Raw genomic sequence first — 21,292 nt, forward strand, 5'->3', positions numbered from 1 at the left:
CAGCTGTGCAGTCCAGTTCCAATCTCAAGCAGCAATTATACTAAATGCATATATCATGCCGGAAATTTTCACAGCCTCTCAGTCGATGACCTGTCGCAGATGCCGGTCGAGCATGGCAAGGCGCTGCGGCGTCCCGACGTCGAGCCAGTAGCCGCGATAGAGCGCGCCGCGCACCCGGCCGGCGTCCATCGCCTCCCGCAGCAGCGGGCCCAGCGGCGCTTTCGTTCCCGCTGCGAGGGCAGCGAACAGCGCCGGCCGATAGACGCCGATGCCGGAAAACGTCAGCCGCGGCTCGCCGTCGCGGTGCAGGCGCTCGCCGTCGAGGCGAAAGTCGCCGCCGGGGTGATGGTCGGGGTTGGGCACCAGCACGAGGTGGGCGAGGTCGCCCGTCGCGGCAAGTTCGGCGCCGACGGGGCGCAGCGCGGCGAGGTCTGCGTCGCAGAAGACGTCGCCGTTGATGACGAGGAAAGGCGCGTCGCCGAGCAGCGGCAGTGCCTGACGGATGCCGCCGGCGGTCTCCAGCGCCTCGGTTTCGGCCGAGTACGCGATATGCAGGCCGAACTGCCGGCCGTCGCCGAGCGCCGCTTCGATCATCGCTCCGAGATGGGCGTGGTTGATGACGACGTCGGTGAAGCCCGCCGCGCGCAGCCGCTCGAGGTGCCACGCGATCAGCGGCCGCCCGCCGGCCTCGAGCAGCGGTTTCGGGCAGGCGTCGGTCAGCGGACGCATCCGCTCGCCGCGTCCGGCGGCGAGGATCATCGCGCGCATCAGAAAGTGTAGCCGACTTCGACCGGCTCGGGATCGACCTGGTCGAGCAGCCGCAGCAGCGGCGTGAGGTCGCGGTAGCGCTTGCACGCGCGGCGCAGGTAGTCCATCACCCGCGGCATGTCGGCGAGGTAGCCGTCCTTGCCGTCGCGGTGACAGAGGCGGGCGAAGATGCCGAGCACCTTGACGTGGCGCTGCACGCCCATCCATTCGTAGTCGCGGTGGAAGTCGGAGAAATCCTCGCGCACCGGCAGGCCGAGCGCGCGCGCGGCTTCCCAGTAACGCGCGAGCATGTCCAGCGTGAAGTCCTCTTCCCAGTGGAGGTAGGCGTCCTTGAACAGCGACGCGAGGTCGTAAGTCAGCGGGCCGTACACCGCGTCCTGGAAATCGATGACGCCCGGATTGGCGCCATCGGCGAGGTACATCAGGTTGCGCGAGTGGTAGTCGCGATGCACGAACACCTGCGGCTCGGCGAGGTTGACGGCGAGGATGCGGTCGAAAACAGTGTCCAGCGTCGCGCGCTGGCGCTCGTCGAGAGTGACGCCCTTGTGGCGCGCGAGGTACCACTCCGGGAACAGCATCAGTTCGCGCCGCAGCAGCTCGCGCGAATAGTCCGGCAGCACGCCGGGGCGGCTCGCTTGCTGGATCGCGATCAATGTGCCGAGGGCGTCGGCATAGAGGTTCGCGGCGTTCGCCGGGATCAGCGCAGCGAGGTAGGTCGTGTTGCCGAGATCCGACAGCAGCAGGAAGCCCTGCTCGGGGTCGCGCGCCAGCACTTCGGGGACGTGGGCGCCGGCGGCGCCGAAGAGTTCGGCGACTTTGAGCCACGGGCGCGTGTCCTCGTGTTCGGGGGGGGCGTCCATGACGATGCGGCTCGGGCTGCCGTCGGCAAAACGCACGCGGAAATAGCGCCGGAAGCTGGCGTCGGCTGATGCCGGGCTCAGTTCGAAATCCTGTCCGGGTAGCTGCGCCGCGAGCCAGGCGTTCAGTTGGGTGAGTCGTTGCACCGGGTTCTCCGCGAGGCTTCGTGTAAAATCGATGAGTTTATCAAAGGCTTCGACCGTGCCGCTCGCCGTCGGGCTGACTCTTGATTGATTGGGGAAGACGCTTGCGCGAAACGCGATTGAGAACGCGGCTGAGGCTTATCCCGCTGCTGATGTGCTGCTTCTCGGGAGGCGCGGCGGCGGCAGGATTGCCGCCGCTGGTGGTTTCACCTGACTTGGTGAAGAGCCGGCCGGAACGTCCGGCCGGACAGGCGCCGGCCCGAAGCCCGGACACGCTCCCGCTGCCGGCGCCGTCGCCTGCACCGACGAAGCCATCGACCACTCCGGGATCGTTGCCGACTGCCGTGCCGCCCCCGGCCGGGATTCCCGCCGAACCGGCTGCCGGCGCTGCGGCGGCGGAAAGCGCGCCGATCGCTGCGGGAGCGACCGACATCCGTGCACAGCAGATCCGCGGAACGCGAGCCGTCGAACTGGTCGCCGAAGGCAACGCCGAGCTGCGGCGCGACGGGATACTGCTGTCCGCCGACCGGCTGACGTACAGCGAGCTGACCGACGAGGCGCGGGCCGAAGGCAATGTGCTGCTGGCGCAGGGGACGGACCGGGTCGAGGGGCCGCGCGCGAATCTGAAGATCGCCGAGCAGGTCGGCGAATTCGAGGCGCCGCAATACCGTTTCAGCCGCCGCTCCGACCCTGTGCCAGGCGAGCCCGTGCGCGAGATTTCCGGCAGCGGGCAGGCCGACGTGATGCGCTTCGAAGGCGAGAACCACTACCGCCTGGAGAACGCCACGTGGTCGACCTGCCAAGCCGACGACCCGGACTGGTATATCAAGGCGCGCGACCTCGAGCTCGACTACGACCGTGAAGTCGGCGTCGTGCGCGGCGGATCGGTGATCTTCCAGGACGTGCCGATCTTCTGGTGGCCGTGGGCGGAATTTCCGCTCGTCGGTCAGCGCCAGTCCGGTTTCCTCTCGCCGACGGTCGGCGTGTCGAACAAAGCGGGCGTCGACATCTCGGCGCCCTATTACTGGAACCTCGCGCCGAACTATGACGCAACGTTCGCGCCACGCTTCATGGGGCGACGCGGCGTGCAGCTCGGCGGCGAGTTCCGTTACCTGACGCCGGGCTACCGCGGCGAGTCACGCGTCGAGTGGCTGCCGCGCGACGCCGTCACCGGCGAGGAGCGCGCGCTCGGATCGGTGCAGCACCAGCAGCGGATCACGCCGAACCTGTACGGCTCGCTCGACCTGAACGCCGTCTCCGACGACCAGTATTTCGAAGATCTCAGCTCGCGCCTGTCGGTCGCGTCGCAGGTCAATCTGTTGCGCGAAGGCCGGCTCAGCTATGTCGCGAGCGACTGGTGGAGCGCCTCGGCGCTGGTGCAAAGCTACCAGACGCTGTCTGGCGAAGACCCCTACCGGCGCCTGCCGCAGTTGCTGCTGAACGCGAACCGGCAGGACCTGCCCGCGGGCACGGTGTTCGGCTTCCGCGGCGAATACGTGCAGTTCGAGCACGCCGACAGCCGCAAGCCCGAAGGCAGCCGCTTCACGCTGTATCCGCAGCTGTCCTTGCCGTTCGAGCGGCCGGGCTACTACGTGACGCCGAAAATCGGCGTGCACCACACGCAATACGCGCTCGACCGCGACTTGACTGGCGAGAGCCGCTCGATCACGCGTTCGCTGCCGATCTTCACGCTCGACAGCGGCCTCAACTTCGAGCGCGACACGACGCTGTTCGCCCGTGACTACCTCCAGACGCTGGAGCCGCGGATCTATTACGTGCGCACGCCGTACCGCAACCAGGACGACATCCCGGTTTTCGACACGGCGCGCTTCGACTTCGGCTTCGCGCAGATCTTCTCCGAAAACCTGTATGCCGGCGGCGACCGTATCGCCGACGCGGACCAGGTCACCGCGGCCGTGACGTCGCGGCTGATCGATCCGGGAAGCGGGGCTGAGCGCATGCGCGCGACCCTCGGTCAGCGCTACTACTTCGACGACCAGCGTGTCACGCTGCCGGGCGAACCGCGCCGCAGCGGGCGCCGCGCCGACATGCTGGCGGCGTTCAGCGGCCGCGTCACGACGAGCTCGTCGATCGATTCGGCGTGGCAGTACAACCCGCGCGACCAATTGACCGAGCGCTTCAATTTCACCGTGCGCTATCAGCCTGAATTCGCGAAGGCGCTCAATCTCGGCTACCGTTATTCGCGCGAGGTGCTGCAGGATCTCGACCTTTCCGGGCAGTGGCCGCTTGGCGGCGGCTGGTACGGCGTCGCGCGCGTGACGCGCTCGCTGAAGGAAAACCGCATCACCGAGACGATCGCGGGCGTCGAATACGATGGCGGCTGCTGGGTGGTGCGCAGCGCCGTGCACCGTTTCGCGACCAACCCCGACGACGTCACCGAGGCGCTGTTCCTGCAGCTTGAACTCAACGGCCTGGCCAGTGTCGGTTCCAGTCCGGTCAATCTGCTCAAACGCAGCGTTGCGGGATATGGCAAGATCAACGAACCCGTGTCCGACCGCGTCTTCGGTGCCTACTGATTCCGGCGCGGCCCTATTTCAGCGTTACACGAGTCGATTCATTTTTCGAGAAACCATGATACGAATTCCCTTGCGTCGCATTTCTTTGCGTCGAATTCCCTCGCGCCTCAGTCTCGTCCTGTTCGCCGCCCTGTCCTGCGCCGCAGCCCTGTTTCCCGTTCATGCGGCCAATCCCCGCTCCGTCGAGGTCGACCATATCGCCGCAGTCGTGAACAACGAAGTCATCACGGCCAGGGAATTGCGCGAGCGGGTCGAACAGGCGATACACCAGCTGAACCGCCAGGGCACGCCGCAGCCGCCGGCCGACGTGCTCGAGCGACAGTTGCTGGAGCGGCTGGTGCTCGAGCGGGCACAGCTGCAGCTGGCGCGCGAGACGTCGCTGCAGGTTGACGAGGCGACGCTCGAACGGGCGATCGCGCGGATCGCGGAGAGCAACCGCCTGACCCTTCCCCAGCTGCGGGCCGCGCTGGAAAAGGACGGCGTCAGTTGGAGTCGCTTCCGCGACAATATCCGCACCGAAATCCTGTTGACGCGCCTGCGCGAGCGCGAAGTCGATAGCCGCATCGTCGTGACGGATGCGGAAGTCGACAACTTTCTCGCGAACAACGCCGACGCGCTGTCCGGCGAGGAATTCGAGCTCGCCCACATCCTGATCCGCGTGCCCGAAGCGGCGACGCAGCAGCAGATGGCGGGCCTCGTCGCGCGCGCCGAGACCGCGAAACAGCGGCTCAATTCGGGTGACGATTTCGCGCGCGTTGCGGCCAGCTATTCCGATGCGCCCGATGCGATGAACGGCGGCGCGCTCGGCTGGCGCAGCCGCGACCGCCTGCCGCCGCTGTTTGCCGACACGGTGCGCGACCTGAGCCCCGGCGGCGTGTCGCCAGTGCTGCGCAGCTCGGCGGGTCTGCACATCGTCAAGCTGCTCGACAGGCGCGGCGGCGCGGCGGCCGGTCCGCAGCAGCTCGAACAGACGCGGGCGCGTCACATCCTGATCCGCACCTCGGAAATCCTCAACGACAGCGACGCGGAAAGCCGCCTGCTCGGGCTGCGCGAGCGGATCGTCAACGGCGCCAGTTTCGCCGACCTCGCGAAAGCCCATTCGGCGGACCTGTCGTCGGCGAAGGGCGGCGATCTCGGCTGGCTCAGCCCTGGCGACACGGTCCCCGAATTCGAGCGCGCGATGAACGCGCTCAAGCCGGGCGAAGTGAGCGCGCCGGTGCGCTCGCCGTTCGGCTGGCATCTGATCCAGGTCGAGGCGCGCCGGCTTCAGGACGTGTCCGACGAGCGCAAGCGCAACGCGGCCCGCAATGCGCTGCGCGAGCGCAAGGCCGACGAGGCGTTCGAGGATTGGCTGCGCCAGCTGCGCGACCGTACCTATGTCGAGTACCGGGCCGGGAAGGAATAGGTCAGGGTCCGCGCAGTGGCTTTCCCTCCGATCCTTGCAGTCACCAGCGGCGAGCCGGCCGGCATCGGCCCCGAGCTGTGCGCGCAACTCTCCCGCCGGGAGTGGCCGATGCGCCCCGTCGTGCTCGGCGACATCGAGCTGATCCGGGCGCGCGCAGGCGCGGCGGTGGCCGTGCGCGCCTACGCGCCGGACGTGCCTGCCGCAGCGGGCGTGCTCGACGTGCTGCACCTGCCGTTGAACGTCGCCGCGCGACCGGGCCGGCTCGATCCCGCCAATGCCGGCTACGTGCTGGCGCTGCTCGACCGCGCGCTGCACGGTTGCCGCAGCGGCGAGTTCGGCGCCATCGTCACCGCTCCGGTGCACAAGGGCGTCATCAACGACGCCGGCGTCGCGTTCAGCGGTCACACCGAATACCTGGCCGAGCGCACCGGCACGCCGCGCGTCGTGATGATGCTGGTCGGCGGCGGGCTGCGCGTCGCGCTCGCGACCACCCACTTGCCGCTCGCGGCCGTGCCCGGAGCGATCACGCCGGCGCTGCTCGACGAGACGCTGCGCATCCTGCACGCCGATCTGGTCGGGCGCTTCGGGCTCGTCGCACCGCGCATTCTCGTCGCCGGCCTCAACCCCCACGCCGGCGAGGGCGGGCACATGGGGCGCGAGGAAATCGACGTCATCGCGCCGGTGCTCGAGCGGCTGCGCGGCGAAGGCATGCGCCTCGTCGGACCGCTGCCGGCCGACACGCTGTTCGTGCCGCACACGCTCGCGCAGGGCGACGCGGTGCTCGCGATGTATCACGACCAGGGGCTGCCGGTGCTCAAGCACGCGAGCTTCGGCGGCGGCGTGAACGTCACGCTGGGCCTGCCGATCATTCGCACGTCGGTCGATCACGGCACTGCGCTCGATCTCGCGGGCACGGGCCGGGCCGATCCGGGCAGCCTGTTCGCCGCGCTCGAACTCGCGATCGCGATGGTGCGCAGCCGGGATGCCGCCCGATGAACGAACACCGCGCGCGCAAACGCTTCGGCCAGAACTTCCTGTCCGACCCCAACATCATCCGCAAGATCATCGACGCAATCCGCCCGGTGCCGGGCGAGACCGTCGTCGAGATCGGCCCGGGGCTGGGCGCGATGACCGATCCGCTCGTCGAACGGCTCAGTCATCTGCACGTCGTCGAGATCGACCGCGACCTGATCGCCCGGCTGCACGAACGTTATTCACCCGAGCGGCTGACGATCCACGAGGGCGACGCGCTGAAGTTCGATTTCGCCACGCTCGGCGCGCCGCTGCGGGTCGTCGGCAACCTGCCGTACAACATTTCGACGCCGCTGCTGTTCCACCTCGCGGAGTTCGCGGCCGCCGTGCGCGACATGACTTTCATGCTGCAGAAGGAAGTCGTGATGCGCATGGTCGCCGAGCCCGGCACCGAGGACTACGGCCGCCTGTCGGTGATGCTGCAATATCGCTTCCGCATGGGGCGGCTGTTCGACGTGCCTCCCGGGGCGTTCCGCCCGGCGCCGAAAGTCACGTCGAGCATTGTCCGCATGGTGCCTCTGCCGGCCGAGCAGCGCACCGCGCAGGACGAGGCGCTGCTCGAGCGCGTCGTTGCCGCCGCGTTCGGCCAGCGCCGCAAGACGCTGCGCAACACGCTGCGCGAATGGCTCGACGAAGCGGATTTTCCCGCGCTCGGGATCGACCCGGGCCTGCGCGGCGAACGCCTGACCGTCGCCGACTACGTCGCGATCACGAACTACATCGCCGCGAAGTCGCCGCGCGCGCCCGCAAACGCGTGATCTCGGCGCAGTGCGCCGATCCGGCGCGCGCCTCGGCGCCGTCACGGGCGGGCGTCGAGGCAGATCGCCGTAGCGCTCAGGCTTTCCGGAGCGGGCAGGTGCGCAGGCCGAAGAGGGTATAGGCCGGGCACCAGCCGAGCAGCCCGGTCGCGAGCGGGACGACACCGATCCACGTCCAGGGACTGCCGATGCCGAGGATGGCGAGGATGACCAGGACCAGCCCGGCGACGATGCGCAGGATCCGGTCGATGCCGCCGACGTTTGCATTCATGGTTTTCTCCGTTGCGATGGGGTGGATGACGAGCGTATTGGACCACTCCACCGTCGCCCGGTCTGTAACCTCGGTTACACAGCGGCGCCTTGGCCCCAGCCTTACTCGTGGCGCCCTTCGCTCGCCATCCGCCGCAGCCCTGCGGGATCGAGGATCTCGATCTGCTCGCGCGACAGCTTCACCAGCCCCTGCGCCGCAAAGCCCTTGAGCAGGCGGCTGATGAATTCGCGCACGCTGCCGAGCTCGTCGGCGAGCTGCTGGTGCGTGACGTGCAGCACGCGCCCCTTGCCGAGCAGCTGGCCGGCGAGGCGCTGGTCGAGCCGGTGGAACGCGACTTCTTCGATCAGCTGCATCAGGTCGGCGATACGCTCGGCGAACAGGTGGAAGACGAAATTGCGGAACGCCGGCTCGGCGAGCAGCGCGTCGAACTCGGCTTTCGGCAGCAGCATCAGCACGGTGTCGGATTCGGCGATGCCGCGCGCGTTGTAGTCCTCGTGGCCGAGCAGGCAGGACGACGAGATGATGCAGGTTTCGCCCGCCGCGACCCGGTACAGCGGCAGCTCGCGGCCGTTGGCGGCGCACTTCACGACGCGCACCGATCCTTCGACGACGAACGGAAAACCTTCGCACGCCTGGTGGTCGTCGAACAGCAGGGCGCCGGCCGGCACGCGCGCCCAGCGCGCAGTCTCGAACAGGCGGTGCCGGGCCGATTCGGGCAGCGTGGCGATCACCGGATAGCGGTGGGCGAGGCGGGCCAGCTCTGGCGTGTGCGGAGTCGTCATCGTCGTCTTCCGTCGCGCTGCGCTGCTGGGGCTACAGCTCGAATTCGGCGATCACCGGAGCGTGGTCGGACGGGCGTTCGAGCTTGCGCGGTGCCTTGTCGATCGTACACGCGCAGCAGACATCGCGCAGCGCCGGCGACAGCAGGATGTGGTCGATGCGCAGGCCGAAGTTGCGCCGGAAAGCGCCCATGCGGTAGTCCCACCACGAAAAACTCCGGTCATCCTGCGGAAAAAGACGGTAAGCGTCGGCCAGGCCGAGCCCGGTCAGCGCGGCGAAAGCGGCGCGTTCGGCAGGCGAGACGTGGATCTCGTCCTTCCAGTCGGGATGCGCGTCGCGGTCCTCGGGGGCGATGTTGAAGTCGCCCGTCAGCACCAGCCGCTGATGTGCCTTGAGTTCTTCGCGCAGCCACTCCGTCAGGGCCGCGAGCCAGCGCAGCTTGTACGCGAATTTCTCCGAGCCGACCGCCTGTCCGTTCGGGAAATACCCGCAGATCACACGTACGCCGTTCACCGTCGCCGCGAGTACGCGTTTCTGTTCGTCATCGAAACCCGGGATGCCGTAGCCGATGTCGTCGAGCGCGGACCGGCTCAGGATCGCCACACCGTTGTAGGTCTTCTGGCCGCTGAACGCCGCGTGGTAGCCGGCCGCTTCGAGTTCGGCCACCGGAAACGACTTGTCCTCGAGCTTGAGTTCCTGCAGGCACAGCACGTCGGGCCGGTTGGCCGCGAGCCAGTCGAGCACGTGGGGCAGGCGGACCTTGAGGGAGTTTACGTTCCAGGTGGCGATTTTCATCGTGTGCAGGGTGGCGTGGGGATTGAACAGTTCAGCCGGATCGGCGGTGTCGAAAATTCTTACATCGTGCGGCGATGGTGCGCGCAACCCTCGCGGTGCCCGCTGCAATTCATTGTATCCACGTCGTGTCCTGCGTGTGGCATAAAACTGGCTTTGGCTCTCGGGAGGCTATGACATGGCGTCATGCGCAGCTCACGCATTTCGCCATGAAGGGGGACAACGGTGGCATTCAGCGGATCGGAAATGCGTGTCGATTGGGCCATGCGGCAGTTCGTCGGGACAATCATGGATTATCTTGCCCGAGGTGGCGACCACGCGAACGCGCAGATGAACATGACCGAGCGCGGCGTCCCGCTGCACGTCCAGCGGCGTGTGCTGGAGGGAACTGCCTCGCATCTCTGAGTCTCGCGCGGCCCCGCTGCCCGGGCGGCAGCGGGGCCGCGGCGGGGCCGCGGCGGGTCAGGCGCTCACCATGCCGTTGTGCCGCAGCAGCGCATCGACGCGCGGCTCGCGGCCGCGGAAAGCCCTGAATGATTCGAGCGCCGGGCGGCTGCCTCCGACGGCGAGGATTTCGCGCCAGAAGCGTTCCCCCGTTTCACGATCCAGCAACGTCCCTTTCCCGGCACCCGCTTCCTCGAACGCCGAGAACGCATCGGCCGACAGCACTTCGGCCCATTTGTAGCTGTAATACCCGGCTCCGTAGCCGCCGGCGAAGATGTGCGAGAAGCTGTGCGGGAAGCGGTGCCAGGGCGGCGGGATCATCACCGCGACTTCGCGCCGCACCTCGTCGAGCAGTTCCATGACGCGCTCGATCGGAACCGGTCCGGCCGAGGCGTCGACCTCGCTGTGCAGACGCAGGTCGAACATCGAGAACTCGAGCTGTCGCACCGTCTGCATGCCGCTCTGGAAGTTCTTCGCCGCGATCATCTTGTCGAAGAGTTCGCGGGGCAGCGGTGCCCCGGTGTCGACGTGCGAAGTCATGCCGCAGAGCACGTCCCATTCCCAGCAGAAGTTCTCCATGAACTGGCTCGGCAGTTCGACGGCGTCCCATTCGACGCCGTGGATGCCCGATACCGCGAGGTCGTCGACCTGTGTCAGCAGGTGGTGCAGGCCGTGGCCGCATTCGTGGAACAGCGTCAGCACGTCGTCGTGCGTGAAGGTCGGAGGCTTGCCTCCCACCGGGCCGGGGAAGTTGCAAACCAGGTACGCAACGGGCGTTTGCGTGCCGCGCGGGCCGACGTAGCGGCTCCGCGCCGAGTCCATCCACGCGCCGCCGCGCTTGGTCTCGCGCGCGTGCAGGTCGAGGTAGAAATGCCCCAGCGTCGCGCCATCGCGGTCGATGCGGAAGAAATGCGCGCCCGGATCCCAGAGCGGCGCGGTGTCGGCGACGATATCCACGCCATACAGCGTGCGGATCACGCCGAACAGGCCTTCGAGCACTTTCGGCTCGGGAAAATACTGCTTCACTTCCTGGTCCGAGAAGGCGTAACGCGCCTGGCGCAGCTTTTCCGACGCATAACCGATGTCCCACGGCTCGAGCGGATCGAGGTCCAGTTCGGTGCGCGCGAAGGCTTGCAGTTCGGCGAGATCGCGCTCGGCGAACGGCTTGGCTTTCGTCGCCAGCTCGCGCAGGAAGGCGAGCACCTCCTCGGGCGTTTCGGCCATCTTCGGCACGAGCGACACTTCGGCGAAGTTGCGGTACCCGAGCATCTTCGCCTCTTCGGCGCGCAGCGCGAGGATGCGGCCGATCAGCGGCCCGTTGTCGAGCTCCGGCCTGCCCTGTTCCGACGCGCGCGTCGCATATGCGCGATACATCCGTGCGCGCAGTTCGCGGTTGTCGGCGTACTGCATCACCGGCAGGTAGGCGGGCATCTGCAGCGTGAATTTCCAGCCCGGCTTGCCGTCGCGTTCGGCGGCTGCACGCGCCGCGGCGATCGCGTCGTCCGGCAGGCCGGCGAGCTCCGCTTCGTCCTCGATCCATTCGGCGTGGGCGTTGGTGGCGTCGAGCAGGTTCTCGGAGAATTTCGCCGCGAGCGCCGATTGCTCTTCCTGGATTTCCTTGAAGCGCGGCTTGTCGGCGTCCGGCAGCTCGGCGCCCGACAGGCGGAAGTCGCGCAACTCGTGGTCGATGATGCGCTGGCGCGCCGGGGACAGCATGTCGTATTCGGCGCTGTCGTGCAGCAGCCGGTATTTCTCGAACAGTTCGAGGTTCTGCCCGACCTCGGCATAGAAGCTCGACACTTCGGGCAGCATCGCGTTGTAGGCTTCGCGCCATTCCGGCACGTCCATGACGCTGTGCAGGTGGCCGACGATGCCCCACGCGCGGCCGAGCCGTTCGCCTTCCTCGGTCATCGGCGTGACGAAGTTCGCCCACGTCGGCGGAGCGGGATCGGCGACGAGCTCCGCGATCAGCGCGCGGTTCTCGTCGATGAGCTGGCGGATTGCCGGCGCGACGTGTTCCGGGCGGATGTCGTCGAAGCGCGGCAGCGCCGAAAAATCGAGGAGGGGATTGGACATGAAGATTCTCCGGCAGGCTGGAAGGAAGACGGGAGGAAACGGCGCTGGAGCATGTGTCGCATTCTAACCGCATCGCCGCCGCGGGGTTTCCCGAGCGCGGCTCTTCGCCACGGCGGGGGCACAACGGGCATTACTCGACGAGATCCTTGTAGGCATGCCAGCTGGCGTGGCCGAGCAGCGGCAGCAGCACGATCATGCCCGCCATCGTCGCGAAACCGACCGCGATCAGCACGACGATGAGCAGCGCCCACACCGCCATCGCCCCGATATTCATGCCGACCGCGCGCGCGCTCGCGACCATCGCCGTGACGACGTCGGTGTCGCGGTCCATCAGCATCGGTACCGACACCGCTGACAGCGCGAAGACCACGGCCGCGATTGCGCCGCCGATGACCAGGTACCACACGACGAACGAGGCGGAAGCGCCCGTCAGGAATACTTCCAGGAAAAAGCTGCCCGGACCGCTCGCGTCCTCGGGGTAGAACGACGCGAACAGGATCGCCGACAGCCGTTCCCAGCCGAGCAGCACGAAAGCGAGGAAGGCGCCGAAATACAGCAGGTGATCGGTATGCGTGCTCAACCCGCGCAGCGAATCGATGAAGCTCGCCGGTTCGCCGCGGTCGTGACGCCGCGAGATCTCGTACAAGCCGGCCGCGGCGACCGGGCCGACGAGGAAGAAGCCGGAAATCGCCGCTGTGAACAGATGCGGCAGGCCGGTTGCATAGCCGAGGATGAACGAACCGGCGGCCGCAAGCAGCAGACCATAGCTCAGGCTTGCCGGCAGGTTGTCGCGCATGTCGGCCCAGCCCCTGCGCAGCCACGCGAAAGGTCGCGCGCTGTCGACCCGGCGCACCTGAGGCAGCGGGAAATGTCGATCCCGCGCACCATGCGGTTTGTCCATGACGGCCTCCTCCGGAACAGGACGCGCGGGGGTTTATGCCCGCGCCCTTTCGCCGTCGGTGCGGGTCCCGCGACGCAAATTAGAGAGAGGCGCCGACGGCAAGTTCGCGGCAGTCCTCGGGCCGGCTCACCTTCGGGTCAGACGCGATGCGGATCCGGTCAGGAGGATTTCGACACGTTGCGGCAGCGTGTCGTCGCGAGCCGCGCTGCTCAGGCCAGCGACTGTCCGGTCAGGCGCTCGAACGCTTCGCGGTACTTCGCCGCGGTCTTCGCGATGACGTCGGCCGGCAGGTGCGGGCCCGGTGCCTTCTTGCCCCACGTCAGCGTCTCGAGGTAGTCGCGCACGTACTGCTTGTCATAGCTCGGCGGGCTGATGCCTTCGCGGTAGCTGTCGGCCGGCCAGAAGCGCGACGAGTCCGGCGTCAGCGCCTCGTCGATGAGGTGCAGCGTGCCGGCGGCATCGACGCCGAACTCGAACTTCGTGTCCGCGATGATGATGCCGCGCCCGGCCGCATAGTTTGCCGCTTCGGCATACAGCGCGATTGCCGCGTCGCGCGCCTGCGCGGCGAGGCGGGCGCCGTTCGTGCCGGTGCCGGCCAGGAGACCGGTCAACTCGGCGGCGCAGCGCGTCTGGGCTTCGGCGAACGAGATGTTCTCATCGTGATCGCCGACGTCGGCTTTGGAGGCCGGGGTGAAGATCGGCGACGGCAGCTTCGCCGCCTGCGCGAGGCCGGCGGGCAGCCTGATGCCGCAGATCGCGCCGCTGTCCTGGTAGTCCTTCCAGCCCGAGCCGATCACGTAGCCGCGCACCACCGCCTCGATCGGCAGCGGCTTGAGCCGCTTGACGACGAGCGCGCGGCCGCGCACCTGGTCGCGCTCGTCGGCGGTGACGACCGATTCGGGGTCGATGCCGGTGAGCTGGTTCGGCACGATGTGGCCGAGGCGCGCGAACCAGAACGCGGCCATCGCGGTCAGCACGCGCCCCTTGTCGGGAATCGGGTCCGGCAGGATCACGTCGAACGCGGACAGCCGGTCGCTGGTGACGATCAGCAGGCGGTCGGCATCGACGGCGTAGATGTCGCGGACCTTGCCGCGGCCGAGCAACGGCAGGCTCTTGAGGGTGGATTCGAACAGGGGTTGGGCCACGATCGGACTCATTCAGGCAAAACGCGATTATAGGCCAGCTTGTCGGACCGCCGCTCGCCGCGCGGCGCCCGCTCAATGTCAGTGGCCCGGCACCGCCTCCTCGGCGGCAAGCTGGCGGCGCATGCGGCGCAGGCCGAGTGCGACCAGGCCGGCGATGATCGGGATCGACACCGCGGTGATGACTTCCGGCGTCGCCGGGGCGAGGTAGTCCTTGCCGCCTTTCGCGAGGTATTGCACGAGCTGCGACGCGTAATACGTGATCGCGACGACCGACAGGCCTTCGACGGTTTCCTGCAGCCGCAGCTGCAGCTTCGCGCGCCGGTTCATCTGCGCGAGCAGTTCCTGGTTCTGCCGCTCGAGCTCGATGTCGACGCGCGTGCGCAGCAGCTGCGAATTGCGCGCGATGCGGCCCGACAGGTCTTCCTGCCGGCGGGCCATCGTCGCGCATGTCGCGATTGCCGGAGCGAGCCGGCGGTCCATGAACTCGCGGATCGGCGGGTAGCCATCGAGGCGGACTTCGCGCAGGTCCTCGATGCGCTGGCGCACCAGCTGGTAGTACGCGGCGGCGGCGCCGAAACGGAACGTCGTGCGCGCGACGGAGCGTTCGACTTCGGCGGCGAGCCGGGTCAGCCGGTTCAGGACGCGGCGTTCGTCGTCGGTCGAAGTCGAATTGCCCATGTTGTCCATCAGGTCGGCGAGCTCTCCCTCGGCGCGTGCGAGCAGCCGGCCGACGTCCTTCGCGACGGGGAACGCGAGCAGCGCCATGACGCGGTAGGTTTCGATCTCGACGAGCCGCTGGACGCTGCGGCCGGCCTGCCGCGGAGTCAGCGAGCGGTTGAAGACGACGAAGCGCGAAAATCCCTCGACGATGCGGAAGTCGGTCAGCACCCAGCCTGCGCCGCCGGCGATCTGCGACGCGACGGTCGGGGTGAAGCCATGACCATCCTGGGCAATGACCGTCTCCGCTGGAATATCGTCCGCATCGCGCACTTCGACCTGAGTGGCGACGATCAGCTGACCCGGGATGCCCTTGCGCCACCCCGCGGGAACCGCCAGCAGCGCATGATCGGCGCCGTGGCGGAAGAACGTATAGCTCGAAAATTCACTGTGCCGTTCCCACCTGAGGCGAAATTCGCCGGCGTCCAGCGACACGTGGCCGGTGTCGGTGGAGGGCTCCGGCAGGCCCAGTTGCGCGGCGAGCTGATGAAGGTGCGCGGCCTCCAGATCGGCGCTGCCGTCGACGTGCAGGAAGGCGAGGTAGCTGACAAGCTCCGGCGTATTGAGCGGCACCGGCGGGCGCGAGTGGACTTCGTCATTCAGCGCGCGGCGCTGGGGGTGTTCTTCGAACAGGGGCATGATCGGTGGGCAGAGCGGGGGACCGCGCAAGGGTACCGGTCACCCGCCGGAGAAGAAAGCCTCTTCAAGCGATGCCCCTTCGCGTTGCGGCGGAGGCGGCCAGAATGTCGTTGCGCGCCGCGGGCCCCCCGCGTTCTCGGGAGTTTTTCGTGGCGCCACGAAATGTCGTGGCTTCGATGGCATCGCGCACTGCGCGCGCCACCCCCGAGCCTGCCGCGGGATCAGCCGCAAAGATGATAAGTAGCGGAAATAAATATCATTGGGGAAAACCGCTGCAGCATGTGCAAGAACATGGCACCAATTTTGCTCCGTAATCGATAGCGACGACAGTCGCCTATTCGCGCGATCCCTGGCAGGCGCCGGTAGTGGGCTCACCGGGGGTCATGCGTTGTCATGGAACGGCACGGCTGCGAAGAGCATGACGTGTCGCGGTCCATGGATGTCAGTAGTTCCGGGAACTCTACGCGACCACTCAACCAGCTCCGAGGAGAAAAGATAATGCTCTCGATCCACAAACTCTCGTCACGGTACCTGACCGGCATGCTCATGGCCTTGCTGCTGATGCCGCTATCGGCCTTCGCCGAAACGCTCACCGGCAAGATCAATGGCTTGCAATGCGCAATGTCGGGATTCGTCTGTCCGGTCGACCAGGTCGATGCGATGGTGGCGCTCGAGAGGGACTTCGTCCTCCAGCAAGCTGACGGAAGCTATTACATGCTGACGAACGTCGATCGCAGCGTGAAGGCGCGGTATGCGCTCAAGGATGTGTCGGTGACTGGAAAGGTGAACAAGCTCTACAAGGCGGTCGACGTGGATACGCTGCAGGTCGACGGGAAAACGGTTTGGTCGAAGAAGATGCAGGATGAACTCGAAGAGGCGATGAGAAAGCAGATCTACACTACTCCGTAGAAGTGATCCCGCGCCTTTGAGCAAATTCGATGGACCAGGGGTTTTTTCCGCAGCGTCTCCGCTGCGCTGAGCGGGACAGGGGCGCGGTCGGCCAATCTTGGCGCGCCCGCCGCAGGGTGGCGGGGGCGGTCGCAGCAGGGTTGAGCTTATATATTGTTATTGCTGTGTGGGCGGGAGCGAGCCGTGCCGATGCCGCCACGGCGGGGGCAGTCGGGGGAGCGGTCGGAACCCTCGCCGCAGTGCCCGAAATGCCCGCGGCCCCCGACTTCACGCTGACCGACACCAAAGGGGATCCTCATCGGTTGTCGGCGTACCGCGGTCGGGTGGTGGTCATCAACTTCTGGTCGGTGTGGTGCGCGCCGTGCCGTCGGGAAATGCCGGCGATGCAACGTGCGTGGGAACAGCTGCGCGATCAGCAGGTGTTGATCCTGGCGGTGAACTTCCAGGACAAGGCCGAACAGGTGGCACAGTTTTTCTCGGCCATCCCGGTGAGCTTTCCGGTGCTCCTGGGAGGCGACCAGGCGATGCTGAAGGAGTGGTCGGTGCAGGGCCTGCCAACCACCTACGTGATCGATCCGCAAGGGCGGTTACGCTATCGGGTGGTCGGCGAGTACCACTGGGATCAAGCCGCGGCGCTAGAAACCCTGCTGGCGCTGCGCAAGTCCGTCGCGGGGAGCCCCGCCCGGTAGCGAGCTCTGCCGACCGATGTGCAGTTTGCGCATGCGTGAGCGCAGGGTGCTGGGTTTGAGACCCAGCAGTGCCGCGGCGCCGCGCGGGCCTTCGATGATCCAGTCCCGGTCTTCCAGAATCTGGCGGATGTAGGTCCGCTCCATGGCTTCCAGAGTGCCGGAAGCGTTCTGGCGCAAGGGGTCATGGGCTTCCTGGAGCGGCTCGTCGAACCGCCGCTGGAGGGCGACCTCGACGTCGAGGAGGCCGCCGCGGGCGAGAATCACCGCGCGTTCGACGACGTTCTGCAGTTCCCGGACATTTCCGGGCCACGCGTATTCGGTCAGTCGCTGCAGCGATCGCGGGTCGATCCCGGGGATGGTCTTCCCCATTTTTCGCGCGAACCGGTCGGCAAAAAAGCGCACGAGGAGGGGAATGTCGGAGCGGCGTTCCCGCAGCGGCGGCAGCGGGATCGGGAACACGTTCAGGCGATAGTACAGGTCCACGCGGAACGCCCCATCACGGACCATATCCGCCAAGTCGCGGTTGGTGGCGGCGATGACCCGCACGTCGACTTGGACGCTGCGCATGCCGCCCACCCGCTCGAACTCCTGTTCCTCGAGAACGCGCAACAGCTTGGCCTGGGCAGGGGTTGCCAGATCCCCGACCTCGTCGAGGAACAGGGTTCCGCCGTCGGCCGTCTCGAAGCGTCCCTTGTGCTGAGAGGCTGTGAAAAATCCCCGGCCAGTTATATGCCGTTGTTATAATTAGGTCTTGCTACGAGGTCTGGATTTGCGCCGATGACGAAGATGCGAGCACGGGTGCTGCTGCCCAACCGGGGGCAGATGGAGTTTCGGGCAAGTGACCTGGAGTCACTGCTGCCGGAGGGGCATCGGGCGCGCCTGGTGTGGGCGTACGTCGAGCGGCAGGACCTGTCACGGTTCTACGCCGGGATTCGTGCGGTCGATGGCGGGGTGGGCCGCTCGGCAATCGCGCCGGAGATTTTGCTGGCGCTGTGGTTGTACGCCACGCTCGACGGGGTGGGCAGCGCGCGGGCGGTGTCACGGCTGCTCGAATCGCATGACGCCTACCGCTGGTTGTGCGGCGGGGTTCAGGTCAATCACCACACCCTTTCGGACTTTCGCAAGGATCAGGGCGAAGGGCTGGACGAGTTGTTGAGTGTGAGCATCGCCAGCCTGATGGCGGCCGGGGTGGTCAAGCTCAAACAGGTGGCGCAGGACGGGATGCGGGTGCGCGCCAGCGCCGGGGCGGGCTCGTTTCGCCGCAAGGAGAAGCTCGAAGGCTACCTGGAGGCGGCGCGCGCGGCCGTGGCGCGGCTCAAAGCCGAGGTGGAGGCGGACCCGGCGCAGGCCGAACGGGCGCGGGAAGCGGCCCGGCTACGGGCGGCGAAAGAGCGTGAAGCGCGTCTTGAGAAAGCGCTGGCGCGGCTGCCCGAGATCGAAGCGATCAAGCAGCGGCAAGGCAAAAACCCCGACCAGGCGCGCGCGTCGATGACCGATGCCGAAGCGACGGTGATGAAGATGGGCGACGGCGGCTTTCGGCCGGCGTACAACCCGCAGCTGGCGAGCGACGCCGACTCGCTGGTGATCGTGGGGGTCGAGGTGGCCACCGTCGGCAGCGACCAAGGGCAGATGGTGCCGATGATCGAGCAGGTCACCGCGCGCTGTGGTCAGGCCCCGGAGGCTTGGCTGGTCGATGGCGGCTACGTCGGGCACGAGCAGATCGAGCAGGCGAGCCGGAGCACCGTCGTTTATGGGCCGGTGCCGCAACCCAAGGACAAGGCGGTCGATCCGCACCAGGCGAAGGCCGGCGACAGCGAAGCGGTGGCGGCCTGGCGGCAGCGGATGGGCACGGACGAGGCCAAGGTCATTTACAAGCGGCGAGCGGCAACGGCCGAATGCGTCAATGCGCACAGCCGCAACCGCGGCCTGCAGCAGTTCCGGGTGCGGGGTCTGGCGAAGGTCAAGTGTGTGATGCTGATCTTTGCTTTGGCGCACAACCTGATGCGCATGGTCAGCCTCGCACCGGAATTGCTCGGGGTAGGGACAGGTGCGTCCGCAGTTCCCGGAATCGGGGTTTAAGGGGCGAAAAATGGGGAAAAACGTCAAATGAACCGTCGATAGCAGCACAAACGATGCAAAAACCCTATCGCGCCCAGCAAAACGGCGTTAACCCCGCTCGCGCGTCTAATCGGTCCTGCGAACGAAAGATTCACAAACTCTGACTGATCGCGCCGGTGAACGCGCCCTTTTCGTAACCGAACAGCTCGCTTTCGACCAGTTCGCTGGGCAGGGCCGCGCAGTTGAGCTTGACCAGCCGGCGGTTGCGGCGCGCGCTGCGTTCGTGAATCTCCCGCGCGATCATTTCCTTGCCGGTCCCCGTCTCTCCGATCAGCAGCACCGTGGCGTCGCAGTCGGCCACTTGCGCGACGGCTTCGAACAGCGACCGCATTACCGGTGCCTCGCCGATGATCGTCCCGAAACCACTTTCGATCTCGGGCGCAGACTGCGCCACGGCCGCGCGCAGCGGCCCCACCGGCGAGCGTCGCCGCGCCGGGTCGAGCGCCCGCTCGGGACGCGCAGGGAGGGTCGGCGAAGTGTTGCCTGTGCCGGCAGAGATCTGTTTCATGTGCTGTTGTCCCCGTCGAAAATCGAGTGGCGCGAGCCGAAGTTGCCCGAGGAGCGCTCTGCTGGCGTCGTGTTCGCGCGTGTCGCGCGTGTCGCGTGCGCTGCCGGGCGCACGGCAACGTCAATAGCGCGGGGCTTGCTGGGCGGGCTGCTGCGCCGGCTGTTGCTGCGCCGGCTGCTGTGCCGGGACGATCAGCACTTCGACGCGCCGGTTCTGCGCGCGTCCGGCGGCGGTGCTGTTGTCGGCAACCGGCCGCGTCAGGCCGTAGCCGACCGCCGCCAGCCGGTTCGCCTCGACGCCGCGCTGGATCAGGTAGCTGCGCACCGCGCTGGCGCGGTTCTCGGACAGCGTCTGGTTGTAACTCGCGGAACCGACGGAGTCGGTGTGCCCTTCGACCTGGACGACGGTGCCCGGATATTGCTGGATGCTCTGCGCGAGCTGGCCCAGCACCGGCTGGAACTGCGGCTTGATGTCCGCGCGGTTCGTGTCGAACGTGATGTTCTCGGGAGCCTGCAGGCGGATCGTGTCGCCCTGGCGCTGGACTTCGACGCCGGTGCCCGCCATCTGCTCGCGCAGTTCCGCTTCCTGCTTGTCCATCTGGCGGCCGATCAGGCCGCCGACCGTCGCGCCGACGGCCGCGCCGATCAGGCCACCTTTGGTGCGATCGCCTGATCCCGAGACGACGCTGCCCAGCACCGCGCCGGCGCCGGCGCCGATCGTCGCTCCGCGGGCAGTTTTTGCGGTGTCGCCATAGTAGGGATTCTGTGCGCAACCGGCGATCAGCAGCGTCGCGACGGTGGCAAGAAGGGTTGTTTTCATCATTATGACCTCTACGTATTGTTGGGTTTGTGTACTGATTCTGACCCAAGGCTATCGGTCGATGGCGCGCAGCGTCGCGAGCGCGGTTTCCCGCAGCGGGCCGCCGAGCTCGACCGCGTGCTGCGCGGCGCGTCTCGCTTCGTCGCGCCGCCCGAGTTCGAGCAGCACCGAGGCGTGGTTGTTCCATGCCGCGCTCGATTCGTGGCGCGCGGCGGCGTCACGGAACGCCTGTTCGGCGCCCGCCTTGTCGCCCGCTGCATGGCGCGCGTTGCCGAGACCCATCGCCAGCACCAGGCTGTCGGGCCAGCGGGCGAGGGCGGCGGCATAGGCCCGCGCTGCGGCCTCGGGCGGCGCATTGCGTTCGAATGCCACCAGCGCGCGCGTCGCTTCGTCCTCGGTCGCGGTGACCGGCAGCCTGCCGGGAGGCAGCGCGACGAAGGCCCAGCGCTGCGACCGGTCCCAGGTGTGTTCGAAGGTGCGGAACGCCAGTTCGAGGCGCTCGGTCGTGCCGGAGCGCAGCACGAAGGTTGCCGCGTCGAGGTCGTAGCCGATCACGACCGCGTAGTGCCAGGTCGGCGCCCAGGATAGCCCGAGGTTCTGCAGCACGATCACCGGGTGGCCCGCCGCGGTCTCGCGCATCACCGCTTCGAGCGAACCCGGCAGCAGCGTCGCGACCATGCCGTGGCGGCGCGCCCCGGCGAGCATTTCGAGCTGCAGCGACCCTTCGCGACCGGGCAGGAAGACCTTGTCGACGAGCGCTTGCGGCTGGATCGCGCGACCGTTCGCCGACAGCGCCGTCGCGAGCGCCGCCGGTCCGCACTGGAGTTCCAGCTGCGGGAAGAACGGCGTCCGCACCAGCTCGACCTGCCGTGGCAGATCGGGTGGCGGGTGGCCGAGCAGGCGCGGCACCTGGACTGCGCAGCCCGTCAGCGCGAGCATCAGGAGCATTGCCGCGCGCAGCACGGCGATAGGGAGCGCAGGGT

At 67.4% G+C, this 21,292-nt stretch carries 22 protein-coding genes; 8 read left to right on the forward strand and 14 right to left on the reverse strand.

The genetic code is table 11. From position 1 onward, the window contains the following. Nucleotides 1–78: 78 nt before the first annotated feature. The 3 genes from murU to GO606_RS08385 are packed head-to-tail and all read right to left on the reverse strand — an operon-like array spanning nucleotide 79 to nucleotide 2,091. A complete protein-coding gene (gene murU / locus GO606_RS08375) occupies nucleotides 79–759 on the reverse strand; it encodes an N-acetylmuramate alpha-1-phosphate uridylyltransferase MurU (RefSeq protein ID WP_169119907.1) in 681 nt (226 codons plus the stop codon). An 8-nt stretch (nucleotides 760–767) separates the two neighbouring features. Further along, entirely contained in the window at nucleotides 768–1,772 is a 1,005-nt protein-coding gene (locus GO606_RS08380) for an aminoglycoside phosphotransferase family protein (protein ID WP_169119904.1), read from the reverse strand. Nucleotides 1,773–1,812: 40 nt separating this feature from the next. Further along, nucleotides 1,813–2,091: a hypothetical protein gene (locus GO606_RS08385; protein WP_246979449.1), complete on the reverse strand. Its 279-nt coding sequence runs from the start codon at nucleotides 2,089–2,091 to the stop codon at nucleotides 1,813–1,815. Nucleotides 2,092–2,113: 22 nt separating this feature from the next. On the opposite strand from GO606_RS08385, the gene GO606_RS08390 reads away from it, so the two are divergent. The 4 genes from GO606_RS08390 to rsmA are packed head-to-tail and all read left to right on the forward strand — an operon-like array spanning nucleotide 2,114 to nucleotide 7,501. Beyond that, complete coding sequence (locus GO606_RS08390) at nucleotides 2,114–4,306, forward strand: LPS-assembly protein LptD (RefSeq protein WP_246979450.1); 2,193 nt, start codon at nucleotides 2,114–2,116, stop codon at nucleotides 4,304–4,306. Between the two features lie 55 nt (nucleotides 4,307–4,361). Then, the gene (locus GO606_RS08395) at nucleotides 4,362–5,711 is read left to right on the forward strand and encodes a peptidylprolyl isomerase (protein WP_169119903.1); all 1,350 of its coding nucleotides are present in this window, start codon (nucleotides 4,362–4,364) and stop codon (nucleotides 5,709–5,711) included. A gap of 15 nt (nucleotides 5,712–5,726) precedes the next feature. After that, a complete protein-coding gene (gene pdxA / locus GO606_RS08400) occupies nucleotides 5,727–6,707 on the forward strand; it encodes a 4-hydroxythreonine-4-phosphate dehydrogenase PdxA (protein ID WP_169119902.1) in 981 nt (326 codons plus the stop codon). Next, nucleotides 6,704–7,501 (forward strand): 16S rRNA (adenine(1518)-N(6)/adenine(1519)-N(6))-dimethyltransferase RsmA, encoded by a 798-nt coding sequence (gene rsmA / locus GO606_RS08405; protein WP_169119901.1) that lies wholly within the window; start codon nucleotides 6,704–6,706, stop codon nucleotides 7,499–7,501. The genes pdxA and rsmA overlap by 4 nt, the downstream gene beginning before the upstream one ends. A gap of 76 nt (nucleotides 7,502–7,577) precedes the next feature. Here the strand turns inward: rsmA and GO606_RS08410 are convergent, their stop codons facing one another. The 3 genes from GO606_RS08410 to xth all read right to left on the reverse strand — a co-directional run bounded on the left by GO606_RS08410 (nucleotide 7,578) and on the right by xth (nucleotide 9,347). Then, nucleotides 7,578–7,772 (reverse strand): YgaP family membrane protein, encoded by a 195-nt coding sequence (locus tag GO606_RS08410; RefSeq protein ID WP_169119900.1) that lies wholly within the window; start codon nucleotides 7,770–7,772, stop codon nucleotides 7,578–7,580. Nucleotides 7,773–7,873: 101 nt separating this feature from the next. Continuing rightward, a complete protein-coding gene (locus GO606_RS08415; protein ID WP_169119899.1) occupies nucleotides 7,874–8,554 on the reverse strand; it encodes a Crp/Fnr family transcriptional regulator in 681 nt (226 codons plus the stop codon). Nucleotides 8,555–8,585: 31 nt separating this feature from the next. Further along, on the reverse strand, nucleotides 8,586–9,347 hold the full coding sequence (gene xth / locus GO606_RS08420) for an exodeoxyribonuclease III (protein WP_169119898.1): 762 nt from the start codon (nucleotides 9,345–9,347) through the stop codon (nucleotides 8,586–8,588). Nucleotides 9,348–9,590: 243 nt separating this feature from the next. Between xth and GO606_RS08425 the strand changes: the two genes are divergently transcribed. Continuing rightward, the gene (locus tag GO606_RS08425) at nucleotides 9,591–9,749 is read left to right on the forward strand and encodes a hypothetical protein (protein ID WP_211166781.1); all 159 of its coding nucleotides are present in this window, start codon (nucleotides 9,591–9,593) and stop codon (nucleotides 9,747–9,749) included. A 57-nt stretch (nucleotides 9,750–9,806) separates the two neighbouring features. Here GO606_RS08425 and GO606_RS08430 read toward each other — a convergent pair whose 3' ends face one another. The 4 genes from GO606_RS08430 to GO606_RS08445 form a co-directional block, all read right to left on the reverse strand. Beyond that, on the reverse strand, nucleotides 9,807–11,864 hold the full coding sequence (locus tag GO606_RS08430; RefSeq protein ID WP_169119896.1) for a M3 family metallopeptidase: 2,058 nt from the start codon (nucleotides 11,862–11,864) through the stop codon (nucleotides 9,807–9,809). Nucleotides 11,865–11,994: 130 nt separating this feature from the next. Further along, nucleotides 11,995–12,765 carry a DUF2189 domain-containing protein gene (locus tag GO606_RS08435; RefSeq protein ID WP_169119895.1) on the reverse strand — a complete coding sequence of 257 codons (771 nt, stop codon included), beginning with the start codon at nucleotides 12,763–12,765 and terminating at the stop codon, nucleotides 11,995–11,997. A gap of 209 nt (nucleotides 12,766–12,974) precedes the next feature. Next, on the reverse strand, nucleotides 12,975–13,910 hold the full coding sequence (locus GO606_RS08440) for a phosphoribosylaminoimidazolesuccinocarboxamide synthase (RefSeq protein ID WP_169119894.1): 936 nt from the start codon (nucleotides 13,908–13,910) through the stop codon (nucleotides 12,975–12,977). Between the two features lie 78 nt (nucleotides 13,911–13,988). Then, nucleotides 13,989–15,266: a DUF3422 family protein gene (locus GO606_RS08445; RefSeq protein ID WP_169119893.1), complete on the reverse strand. Its 1,278-nt coding sequence runs from the start codon at nucleotides 15,264–15,266 to the stop codon at nucleotides 13,989–13,991. A 498-nt stretch (nucleotides 15,267–15,764) separates the two neighbouring features. On the opposite strand from GO606_RS08445, the gene GO606_RS08450 reads away from it, so the two are divergent. Continuing rightward, nucleotides 15,765–16,175: a hypothetical protein gene (locus GO606_RS08450; protein WP_169119892.1), complete on the forward strand. Its 411-nt coding sequence runs from the start codon at nucleotides 15,765–15,767 to the stop codon at nucleotides 16,173–16,175. Nucleotides 16,176–16,423: 248 nt separating this feature from the next. After that, nucleotides 16,424–16,864, forward strand: a complete 441-nt coding sequence (locus GO606_RS08455; RefSeq protein ID WP_169119891.1) for a peroxiredoxin family protein — start codon at nucleotides 16,424–16,426, stop codon at nucleotides 16,862–16,864. Here GO606_RS08455 and GO606_RS08460 read toward each other — a convergent pair. After that, the gene (locus GO606_RS08460) at nucleotides 16,811–17,593 is read right to left on the reverse strand and encodes a sigma 54-interacting transcriptional regulator (protein WP_169119905.1); all 783 of its coding nucleotides are present in this window, start codon (nucleotides 17,591–17,593) and stop codon (nucleotides 16,811–16,813) included. The two genes, GO606_RS08455 and GO606_RS08460, sit on opposite strands and share 54 nt — an antisense overlap. 48 nt (nucleotides 17,594–17,641) lie before the next feature. Here GO606_RS08460 and GO606_RS08465 point away from each other — a divergent pair, with 48 nt between their 5' ends. Next, nucleotides 17,642–18,943: an IS1182 family transposase gene (locus GO606_RS08465; protein WP_246979332.1), complete on the forward strand. Its 1,302-nt coding sequence runs from the start codon at nucleotides 17,642–17,644 to the stop codon at nucleotides 18,941–18,943. A gap of 130 nt (nucleotides 18,944–19,073) precedes the next feature. Here GO606_RS08465 and GO606_RS08470 read toward each other — a convergent pair whose 3' ends face one another. From GO606_RS08470 to GO606_RS08480, 3 genes are all read right to left on the reverse strand, one after another. Next, on the reverse strand, nucleotides 19,074–19,397 hold the full coding sequence (locus GO606_RS08470) for a sigma 54-interacting transcriptional regulator (RefSeq protein ID WP_425532197.1): 324 nt from the start codon (nucleotides 19,395–19,397) through the stop codon (nucleotides 19,074–19,076). A gap of 213 nt (nucleotides 19,398–19,610) precedes the next feature. Next, a complete protein-coding gene (locus tag GO606_RS08475; RefSeq protein ID WP_169117528.1) occupies nucleotides 19,611–20,312 on the reverse strand; it encodes a YiaD family glycine zipper/OmpA-like lipoprotein in 702 nt (233 codons plus the stop codon). A 48-nt stretch (nucleotides 20,313–20,360) separates the two neighbouring features. Then, complete coding sequence (locus tag GO606_RS08480; RefSeq protein ID WP_169117529.1) at nucleotides 20,361–21,257, reverse strand: PA2778 family cysteine peptidase; 897 nt, start codon at nucleotides 21,255–21,257, stop codon at nucleotides 20,361–20,363. Nucleotides 21,258–21,292 lie beyond the last annotated feature (35 nt).

Origin of the sequence: Aromatoleum anaerobium (assembly GCF_012910705.2) — a bacterium.
Taxonomy (GTDB): domain Bacteria; phylum Pseudomonadota; class Gammaproteobacteria; order Burkholderiales; family Rhodocyclaceae; genus Aromatoleum; species Aromatoleum anaerobium.

What these genes read in the sequence shown, in the direction of transcription:
- murU (WP_169119907.1), bottom strand. Translation starts at nt 759, where the DNA reads ATGATCCTCGCCGCCGGACGCGGCGAGCGGATGCGTCCGCTGACCGAC.
- GO606_RS08395 (WP_169119903.1), top strand. Translation starts at nt 4,362, where the DNA reads ATGATACGAATTCCCTTGCGTCGCATTTCTTTGCGTCGAATTCCCTCG.
- rsmA (WP_169119901.1), top strand. Translation starts at nt 6,704, where the DNA reads ATGAACGAACACCGCGCGCGCAAACGCTTCGGCCAGAACTTCCTGTCC.
- GO606_RS08410 (WP_169119900.1), bottom strand. Translation starts at nt 7,772, where the DNA reads ATGAATGCAAACGTCGGCGGCATCGACCGGATCCTGCGCATCGTCGCC.
- GO606_RS08415 (WP_169119899.1), bottom strand. Translation starts at nt 8,554, where the DNA reads ATGACGACTCCGCACACGCCAGAGCTGGCCCGCCTCGCCCACCGCTAT.
- xth (WP_169119898.1), bottom strand. Translation starts at nt 9,347, where the DNA reads ATGAAAATCGCCACCTGGAACGTAAACTCCCTCAAGGTCCGCCTGCCC.
- GO606_RS08425 (WP_211166781.1), top strand. Translation starts at nt 9,591, where the DNA reads ATGCGTGTCGATTGGGCCATGCGGCAGTTCGTCGGGACAATCATGGAT.
- GO606_RS08430 (WP_169119896.1), bottom strand. Translation starts at nt 11,864, where the DNA reads ATGTCCAATCCCCTCCTCGATTTTTCGGCGCTGCCGCGCTTCGACGAC.
- GO606_RS08435 (WP_169119895.1), bottom strand. Translation starts at nt 12,765, where the DNA reads ATGGACAAACCGCATGGTGCGCGGGATCGACATTTCCCGCTGCCTCAG.
- GO606_RS08445 (WP_169119893.1), bottom strand. Translation starts at nt 15,266, where the DNA reads ATGCCCCTGTTCGAAGAACACCCCCAGCGCCGCGCGCTGAATGACGAA.
- GO606_RS08450 (WP_169119892.1), top strand. Translation starts at nt 15,765, where the DNA reads ATGCTCTCGATCCACAAACTCTCGTCACGGTACCTGACCGGCATGCTC.
- GO606_RS08455 (WP_169119891.1), top strand. Translation starts at nt 16,424, where the DNA reads ATGCCCGCGGCCCCCGACTTCACGCTGACCGACACCAAAGGGGATCCT.
- GO606_RS08465 (WP_246979332.1), top strand. Translation starts at nt 17,642, where the DNA reads ATGACGAAGATGCGAGCACGGGTGCTGCTGCCCAACCGGGGGCAGATG.
- GO606_RS08475 (WP_169117528.1), bottom strand. Translation starts at nt 20,312, where the DNA reads ATGATGAAAACAACCCTTCTTGCCACCGTCGCGACGCTGCTGATCGCC.
- GO606_RS08480 (WP_169117529.1), bottom strand. Translation starts at nt 21,257, where the DNA reads ATGCTCCTGATGCTCGCGCTGACGGGCTGCGCAGTCCAGGTGCCGCGC.